This is a genomic window from Pseudonocardia sp. McavD-2-B, from assembly GCF_024124365.1.
In the GTDB taxonomy this organism is placed as follows: Bacteria; Actinomycetota; Actinomycetes; order Mycobacteriales; family Pseudonocardiaceae; genus Pseudonocardia; species Pseudonocardia alni.
This window is the reverse complement of sequence record NZ_JAMXSG010000283.1, coordinates 1-7,318: the sequence shown is the minus strand read 5'-3', so window position 1 is coordinate 7,318 and position 7,318 is coordinate 1. Positions and strand designations below refer to the sequence as shown.

Below are 7,318 nucleotides of genomic sequence, written 5' to 3'. Positions count from 1 at the left end.
GGCGCTGCCGCACGTCGTCGTGCCCGCGGCGCGGTCGCGGCTGCGCAGCCTGGTCGGGCACCTGATCGTCGACGCGGGCGGGCGCGGCCTGGACCGCCGCCTCGCCGCGGCCCGCCGCGACGGGCACCGGCTGAACCTCAACCTGCTCGGCGAGGCGGTCCTCGGCCACGACGAGGCGGACCGTCGCCTCGCCCGCACGATCGCGCTGCTGCGCCGGCCGGGCGTCGACCACGTGTCGGTGAAGGCGTCCTCGGTCGTCGCCCAGCTCGTGCCGTGGGACCTCGAGGGCAGCCGGGACCTGCTCGTGGACCGGCTGCTGCCGCTCTACCGGGCCGCCCGCGAGCACGGCGTGTTCGTGAACCTCGACATGGAGGAGTACAAGGACCTCCACCTCACCGTCGCGCTGTTCACCGCGCTGCTGGCGCGCCCGGAGTTCCACGACCTGCCCGCCGGGATCGTCCTGCAGGCCTACCTGCCCGACTCCGTCGCCGCGCTGGACGAGCTCGGGGAGTTCGCCGCCCGCCGTGCCGCCGCGGGCGGGGCGCCGATCAAGGTGCGCCTGGTCAAGGGCGCGAACCTGGCGATGGAACGGGTCGACGCCGAGCTGCACGACTGGCCGCAGGCGCCCTACGCCACCAAGGCCGAGGTCGACGCCAACTACGTTCGGCTCCTCGACCGCGGCATCGGTGGCCCGCACGCCGACGGGATGCGCCTGGGCGTCGCGTCGCACCACCTGCACCACGTCGCGCTCGCCCTGGAACTGGCCGACGCCCGCGGTGCCCGGCCCCAGCTGGACCTGGAGATGCTGCAGGGCATGGCCCCCGCGTTCGCCGACGCCGTCGCGGGCGACCTGCCGGAGTCCGGGCCGGGCTCGCAGCTGGTGCTCTACACCCCCGTCGTGCACCGCGGCGACTTCGACACCGCCGTGTCCTACCTGGTCCGGCGGCTGGAGGAGAACGCCTCGCCGGAGGGCTACCTGTACACGCTGTTCGCTCCCGGCTCGGGCGGTCCGGCGACCTACCAGGAGCGGTTCCTCGCCTCGGTGCGCGACCGCGACGCCGTCGCCGACACCCCGCGCCGCACCCAGGACCGCACCGTGTCCGCACCCGTCGGGACCGACGGCCCGCTGCCCGGGGACCCGGTGCCGGCCGGGTTCCGCGCCGAGCCCGACACCGATCCGTCACTGCCCGCGAACCGGGACTGGGCCCGTCGCGCCGCGGCGACCGCCGTCGCGCGGACCGAGGTCCCCCTCGTCACCGACCCGGCCGCGGTCGACGCCGCGGTGGAGCGCGCCCGCACCTCCGGCTGGCACGACGTCCCCGCCGCGGAACGGGCCGCGACGCTGCGCCGCGCCGCCCGCGCGCTGGCCGCCGCCCGCGGGACGCTGCTGTCGGTGATGCTGCACGAGGCGGGCAAGACCGTCGCCGAGGCCGACCCCGAGATCTCCGAGGCCGTCGACTTCGCCGCCTACTACGCCGAGCGCGCCGCCGAGCTCGACGGCGCCCCGTTCACCCCGGACCGGGTCGTGGCCGTGACCCCGCCCTGGAACTTCCCGGTCGCGATCCCGCTCGGCGGCTGCCTCGCCGCGCTCGCCGCGGGCGCCCCGGTGCTGCTCAAGCCCGCCCCGCAGGTCCGCGAGTGCGCCGAGGCCGGCGTGGCCGCGCTGCACCGCGGCGGGATCCCACGGGACGCACTGCAGCTGCTGCCCACCGACGAGGCCGACGCCGGACGCCGGCTCGTCACCCACCCCGGGATCGACCGGGTCGTGCTCACCGGCTCGTCGGAGACCGCCGCGCTGTTCCGGTCCTGGCGGCCCGACCTGAACCTCGTCGCCGAGACCAGTGGCAAGAACGCGCTGGTCGTCACCCCCGCCGCCGACCCGGACCTCGCCGTCGCCGACCTCGTGCGCTCGGCGTTCGGGCACGCCGGGCAGAAGTGCTCCGCGGCGTCGCTGGCCATCCTCGTCGGCCCCGCCGCGACCGGCTCGGCCACCGGGAGGCGGCTGCGCCGCCAGCTCGTCGACGCCGTCACCACCCTGCGCGTCGGCCCCGGCACCGACCTCGCGACGACCATGGGCCCGCTCATCGAGGCGCCCTCGGCGAAGCTGCACCGGGCGCTCACCACGCTGGAGCCGGGGGAGCGGTGGCTGGTGCGCCCGCGCCGGGTCTCGGAGACGGTGTGGACACCGGGCGTGCGGGCCTGGGTGTCGCCGGGCAGCTGGTTCCACCGCACCGAGTGCTTCGGCCCGGTGCTCGGCCTGATGGCAGCCCGCGACCTCGACGAGGCGATCGCCTGGCAGAACGACACCGGCTTCGGTCTCACCGGCGGCATCCACTCCCTGGACTCCGACGAGATCGCGCACTGGCTCGACCGCGTCGAGGTCGGCAACGCCTACGTCAACCGGCACATCACCGGCGCGATCGTGCAGCGCCAGTCCTTCGGCGGCTGGAAGGGCTCGGTGCTCGGCCCGGGTGCCAAGCCCGGCGGACCCAACTACGTCGCCCAGTTCGGTACCTGGCACGACGGCGACCTCCCCGGGCCGGGACCGACGTCCGGCCCGGCCGCGGACCGCGTCCTGGCCGCGGCGGCCGACCTCGACCCGGCCGCCCGTGACCGCCTCGCCCGCGCCGCCGCCTCCGACGCCCGCGCGTGGGGCACCGAGTTCGGGATCGAGCACGACCCGACCGGGCTGGCCGCGGAGTCCAACGTGTTCCGCTACCGGCCCGCCCCGTCGGCGACGCTGTGGTGCGGCGCCGGTGCCGCCCGCGCCGACGTCCTGCGGGTGCTGCTCGCCGCGGCCACCGCGGGGGTCCCGGTCCGGCTGCACGGGCCGGGGGTCCCGCCGGGCGAGGTCCCGGGCGGGGTGCACGGCGGCGACGGGCTCGTCCCCGTGGCGGGCGAGCGGATCCGGGCCCTGGGCACCGTGCCCGACGGTCTGCGGGCGGCCGCCGCCCAGGTGGGCGCGTCGGTCGTGGACACCCCGGTGGTGCTGGACGGACGCCGGGAGATGCCGTCCGTGCTGCGGGAGCAGGCGGTCAGCCGCACCCGGCACCGGTTCGGCCACCTCGAACGGTGAGCGATGGCGGACGCACCGTCGCCGTGGTTACGGTGCGTCCATGGTGGTGCGTGCCCGCGATGTCATGACCGAACGCGTCGTCACGATCTGGGCGGACGCACCGCTGGCCCGGGCGCAGGAGCGGATGGCGGAGTCCCGGTTCTCCGCCCTGCCCGTGGTCGACCGGCGGTTCTCCCTGGTCGGGGTGATCTCGCTGGTCGACGTGCTGCGCCACCGCGACGACCCGCACGCCGTCGTCGGCGACGCGATGACCGAGCAGGTCGTGTCGGTGCTCCCGACGACGAACGTCTCGATCGTCGCGCACCGCATGCGGGTCTACGGCGAGCTGCGGCTGGTGCCGGTCGTCGACAAGGGCATCCTGGTCGGTGTGATCACCCGCAGCGACCTGCTGCGGCACCGGCACTCCGGTGGGCGGCTGCGCCGCACCGCCCGCCGGATCGGCGGTGTCGTGCCGGTGGCGCCGCTGCCGGAGGCGATGGCGCCGCGCGGTGCGGGCCGGATCGGCGGCCGGCCGACGTCGTCGCTGCGGGTCGCGGACGTGATGACCGACGGCGGGCTGGTCGCGATCCCGCCAGAGCTGGCCCTCGACGAGACCGCCGAGGTCCTGTTGTCCTACCGGTTCACCGCGGTCCCGGTCGTCGACGACCGGGACCACCTGCTGGGCATCGTCTCCGAGGCCGACCTCATGCACGGCTCCCTCGACGGCGGCCGGCGGCTGCGGGCCCGCACCGTCTCGGAGGTGATGACCCGCGACGTCGAGGTCGTGCACCCGGCCGACCCGCTCACCGACGCCGAGGACCTGCTGTCCCGGCGCGGGTTCCGGGTCGTCCCGGTCGTCGACGACGAGGACGTGCTGGTCGGGGTGCTCAGCCGCAGCGACCTGCTGTAACCGCGCTCAGGCCCCCGCAGCGGGTGCGGCGGGTGCGGCGGGTGCACGGACCGCGTCACACTCCTGGGCGGCCTTCGCGACCAGCAGCGAGAACGCCACCGGGTCCTGCAGCGACTGCCCGGGCAGGGCACCGAAGTCCAGGTACTTCTGCAGACAGGCGAACTGGGCGGCCTGGTCGGCGGGGCTCAGCGGTGGCTCGGCGGGCGGGGCGGGCTGCGCCGACGCCGTCCCGGCGGTGACGGCGGCGAGGGCGAGTGCGACGGCGACGGAGCCTGCCGCGGTGGTGGCGGCACGCAGGGCGGTCCTCACGATGTGCTCGCTTCCTGCGCCGGGAGCCGGCGCGGTCGGGGTCCTACCGCCCTCCGCGTGGCGTCCCGGCCGAGCCGGGCGTCCGCGGTGGCACGATCCTGCGGCTCCGGCGGCGTCCGGCGCGCCCCGGCGGGCCCGGGTCGACCCGGAGGTGTGACCCCCGGTCGGGTCAGCGCACGCGGAACGGAGCGGTCAGGTCCCAGGCCTGTCGACGGCGCGCCGACTGCTCGGCATCGCCGGTGGGCTCGGGTCCCAGTGCCTGCACCGCGTCGTCGATGTCGTAGGCGGCCCGGTACCGCAGGACCGCGACAGCAGCGTCGAACCACGGTGCGGAGTCGGCGGGTGGGCCGAGCCCCAGGACCGTCGCGAACCACACCGGAGGCAGTTCGTGGCGGCCGACCATCTCCGTCAGCCGGGTCCGCAGCCGTGTCGACAGGACCCGGCCGGCGGCTGTTCCGGACGCGACCGTCCCGGCGTCGGTGGTGCGCACGGCGTCGTCGCGCTCCAGTGCCGCCCGCGCGGTGTCCGCGTGCCGGCGGACGGACCCGGCCTGCTCCGCCAGCCCGTCGAGGGCGGACCGTGCCTCCCGGTACCGCTGCGCGAGGTCCGCACGGTGGGGTCCGTCCGCCCCGTCGCCGGCGATCTCCCGACTCGCGGTGAGCGCGGCGCGGCGTACCTCGTCCCGGCGGCGGACCCAGCCGGCGTGCGCGGCGACGGCCGCGTGGTGTCGACGGCGCGTCGCGTCGGGCAGGTGCGCGGCCCGTCGCTCCCGGGCACGGCGTTCGGCGTGGGCCAGTCCGACGACGTCGGGGTCTGCGGTCAGGTCCGCCGTGGGTACCCCGTCGGCGGCGCGGAGGTGGTGTTCGAGCCAGCGGGTCCGCCGCAGCAGGTCGTCGATCCGCCGGGTGCCGTCGACGGCGGAGTCCTCGACCTCGTCGAGACGCCGGTCGAGGTCCGCGATGTGTGACCGTGCGGTGTGGTCGGCCTCCGCCACGGCGTCGCGCAGCGTGGCGATGTCGCCGTCGAGGGTGTCGAGGCGGTACTCGTGGTCGGAGGTACGGGCCTCGACGCGGTCGAGGTCGGCCTGCGACGGCGCGTCGCCCAGCTCCCGCTCGAGCCGCCCGACCTCGGCGGTCAGCCACTGCTGGTCGTCCCGGCGCGCCATCTCACGCACCTGCCCGGGTGCCCGCTGCCACGAACCCGCCGGCGGCGACCAGCAGCGCGACGACCCCGACCCCGACCGGCAGCAGGCCCCCGGGCACGAGCCCGGCGACGGGCCCGGCGAGACCCGCGGCCAGCACGACCCCGGACCACCCGGCCCGGCCACGGTGTCCCCGACCTGCCGACCGGGCATCGAGGACGAGCAGCGCGACTCCGGTCGCGAGCCCCGCGCCTGCCGCGACGAGGAGCGGAACATCCGCTCCGGCGAGGAACGCGACCGGACACACGAGCGCGCAGGCGACGATCAGCGAGCCCAGCAGCACCCGGATCCGTACCGTGTCCCGCCGGCGTTCCCGGCCCGCCGCCTCCCGCCTGTCGGCGTCGTCCAGCACCTGGTCGGTCAACGACAGGATGTGCTCCACCACGTCGGCCGAGGGGACGGAGCTCTGCGTGGCGTGGCGGGCGTGGAGCTCCCACAGCGTACGTCGGGGACCATGCGTGCCGGCACCGGCCGCCGGCTCACTCGTTCGTGTCACCCGGTCATGGTGAGCGAGACCCCCGACAGTTCCGGCCGCGTCTACCCAGAACTGACGATCAACGAGGGACGCCCGCGCCGTGGGACCCTCCCGGGGTGAGCCCCCACGACCACACCCCCGCCCGCGAGCTGCTCTGCGCCTGGTCCCGCCGGATGGTCCGCGACGGACTCGTCGTCGGCACCTCGGGGAACCTGTCGCTGCGCACCGGGGACCTGATCGCGGTCACCCCGTCCGGTGTGGACTACGAGACGATGACCGCCGCGGACGTCGTGCTCGTCGACGCGGAGGGCACGGTCGTCGACGGCACCCGGGAGCCGACCAGCGAGCTCGGGCTGCACGTGGCCGCGCAGGCCCGGCCCGGCACCGTCGCGGTGGTCCACACGCACTCCCCGGCGGCGGTCGCGCTGTCGACGCTGTCCGACCACGTCCCGGCCGTGCACTACCAGCTCGCGATGTTCGGCGACGGCGTGCGGGTGTCGGAGTACGCGCCGTTCGGCAGCCGTGAGCTGGTCGTGAACGCGCTCGCGGGGCTGGGGGAGTCCACCGCCGTCGTCCTCGGCCACCACGGCACGCTCGTGCTCGGCGACACCCTCGGCGCCGCCTACGACGGCGTCCGCCAGCTGGAGTGGCTCTGCGACGTCTGGCTGCGCGCCCGCGCCGTCGGCGAGCCGCGGCTGCTGCCCGACGCCGAGATCAGTGCGGTGCGAGGGCGGTTCGCGGCCCAGCGGTCGAAGGTGCGGGCGACGAGCCCGGTCCCCACGCCCGCTCCTCGGTGACGATCGCGGTCACCAGGTCGAACGGCGTCACGTCGAACGCCGGGTTGTAGACCGGGGTCCCGGGCAGGGTGAGCAGGGTGCCGCCGTGCTCGCGGACCTCCTCGGCCCCCCGCTGCTCGACGACGATGTCGGCCCCGGTCGGGGTGTGCGGGTCGATCGTCTCCTCCGGCGCGACCACCACGAACGGGATCCCGGACCGGGCCGCGGCGCAGGCCAGCATGTAGGTCCCGATCTTGTTCGCGACGTCGCCGTTGGCCGCGATCCGGTCGGCACCGACGAACACCGCGTCGACCAGCCCGGCCGCGATCGCCGCGGGTCCGGCCGAGTCGACGCACAGCCGGTGCGGCGCCCCGGCCGCGGCGAGCTCCCAGACGGTCAGCCGCGCGCCCTGCAGCAGCGGGCGCGTCTCGCACGCCAGCACCTCGGCCAGCGCGCCGCGCTCGTGCAGCCGCAGGACCGCCCCCAGCGCGGTGCCGCCGTCGCCGGTGGCCAGCGGGCCGGTGTTGCACACCGTCAGCGCCCGCAGCGGACGGTCCGCGCACAGCTCCTGCGCCAGGTCCGCGGCCCGGCC

7 protein-coding genes are annotated in these 7,318 nt (G+C 76.3%); 3 read left to right on the top strand and 4 right to left on the bottom strand.

Going from position 1 to position 7,318, the window contains the following annotated elements; translation table 11 throughout:
• Together NH602_RS25935 and NH602_RS25925 are read left to right on the top strand one after the other, a co-directional pair.
• The coding region (locus NH602_RS25935; RefSeq protein WP_305882472.1) for a bifunctional proline dehydrogenase/L-glutamate gamma-semialdehyde dehydrogenase at positions 1 to 3,076 on the top strand (3,076 nt) is incomplete at its 5' end.
• Positions 3,077 to 3,116: 40 nt separating this feature from the next.
• A complete protein-coding gene (locus NH602_RS25925) occupies positions 3,117 to 3,965 on the top strand; it encodes a CBS domain-containing protein (RefSeq protein WP_179759953.1) in 849 nt (282 codons plus the stop codon).
• 6 nt (positions 3,966 to 3,971) lie between these two features.
• Here NH602_RS25925 and NH602_RS25920 read toward each other — a convergent pair whose 3' ends face one another.
• The 3 genes from NH602_RS25920 to NH602_RS25910 all read right to left on the bottom strand — a co-directional run bounded on the left by NH602_RS25920 (position 3,972) and on the right by NH602_RS25910 (position 5,971).
• Positions 3,972 to 4,274: a hypothetical protein gene (locus NH602_RS25920; protein ID WP_179759952.1), complete on the bottom strand. Its 303-nt coding sequence runs from the start codon at positions 4,272 to 4,274 to the stop codon at positions 3,972 to 3,974.
• Positions 4,275 to 4,443: 169 nt separating this feature from the next.
• Complete coding sequence (locus tag NH602_RS25915; RefSeq protein WP_179759951.1) at positions 4,444 to 5,439, bottom strand: hypothetical protein; 996 nt, start codon at positions 5,437 to 5,439, stop codon at positions 4,444 to 4,446.
• Position 5,440: 1 nt separating this feature from the next.
• On the bottom strand, positions 5,441 to 5,971 hold the full coding sequence (locus NH602_RS25910; RefSeq protein ID WP_253069155.1) for a hypothetical protein: 531 nt from the start codon (positions 5,969 to 5,971) through the stop codon (positions 5,441 to 5,443).
• A 95-nt stretch (positions 5,972 to 6,066) separates the two neighbouring features.
• Between NH602_RS25910 and NH602_RS25905 the strand changes: the two genes are divergently transcribed.
• Complete coding sequence (locus NH602_RS25905) at positions 6,067 to 6,747, top strand: class II aldolase/adducin family protein (RefSeq protein WP_308292883.1); 681 nt, start codon at positions 6,067 to 6,069, stop codon at positions 6,745 to 6,747.
• Here NH602_RS25905 and NH602_RS25900 read toward each other — a convergent pair.
• The coding region (locus NH602_RS25900; protein WP_253069154.1) for an S-methyl-5-thioribose-1-phosphate isomerase at positions 6,665 to 7,318 on the bottom strand (654 nt) is incomplete at its 5' end. The two genes, NH602_RS25905 and NH602_RS25900, sit on opposite strands and share 83 nt — an antisense overlap.